Genomic DNA, 842 nt, shown 5'->3' on the forward strand with positions numbered 1-842 from the left:
CTTCTATCGCATCGTCCCCTCGTCGCGACGCGCGATCGGACTGCACCTGACCCGCGCCCGGGTCCACGGCGTGGTGGTGGACCTCACCGGAGAGATCCTCGAACGCCGTGAGCTCGAGATCGGCCGGCTGCAGCCGGTCGACGAGCTGATCGCGACCCTGACCGAGCAGGCGCGCGACCTGGCCCAGGTGGGTCAGGGCGAGCTGCTGGGCGTCGGGCTGGGGATGCCGGGACCGGTGGACTGGTCCGAAGGCGTCTACCGCGGCAGCGCTCAGCCCGACCCCTGGCGCGGAGCGCCGCTGCGTCGACTCCTGGCCCAGGAGCTGTCGCTGCCCGTGCTGCTGGACCATGATTCGCGGGCCGCCCTGGTGGGCGAGGCCTGGTCGCAGCCCGGTCTGCTGGACGATGCCGCGCTCGTGCTCGTCGAGGACGGGCTGGGGGCGGCGCTGTGCCTGGGCGGCATGATCGTGCGCGGAGCCCACTCCCAGGCCGGCGAGGTCGGGCACACCGTGGTGCGCCTGGGCGGGGTCCCGTGCAGCTGCGGGCGGCGGGGCTGCGCCCAGGCCGAGCACCGGGCCGCGCTGGAGGCGGGCGACGAGGAGTACGCCGCCCAGGTGCTGGCGACGGTGGTGGTGGATCTGGTGCGGCTGGTCGACGTGGACCGGGTGGTGCTCGGCGGGCGGGCCGTCTACGCCCAGCACGAGCGCACGATGGACGCGATCCGCGCCGCGCTCGAGGAGGGGCTGCGGGCCGAGCCCTGGGTCCACGTCGAGGTCATGCTCTCCACCCGGGGCACCGACCTGATCGCGGTGGGGTCGGCCTGCGAGGTGCTCGAGCACGAGT

Annotated in this window: 1 protein-coding gene; it reads left to right on the top strand. The window is 74.5% G+C overall.

From position 1 onward, the window contains the following. A partial coding sequence (locus tag ABD879_RS32710) for an ROK family protein (RefSeq protein ID WP_345025671.1) occupies nt 1-842 on the top strand: 842 nt, incomplete at both ends.

The sequence above is a fragment of the Actinomadura keratinilytica genome, assembly GCF_039539665.1.
Taxonomy (GTDB): domain Bacteria; phylum Actinomycetota; class Actinomycetes; order Streptosporangiales; family Streptosporangiaceae; genus Spirillospora; species Spirillospora keratinilytica.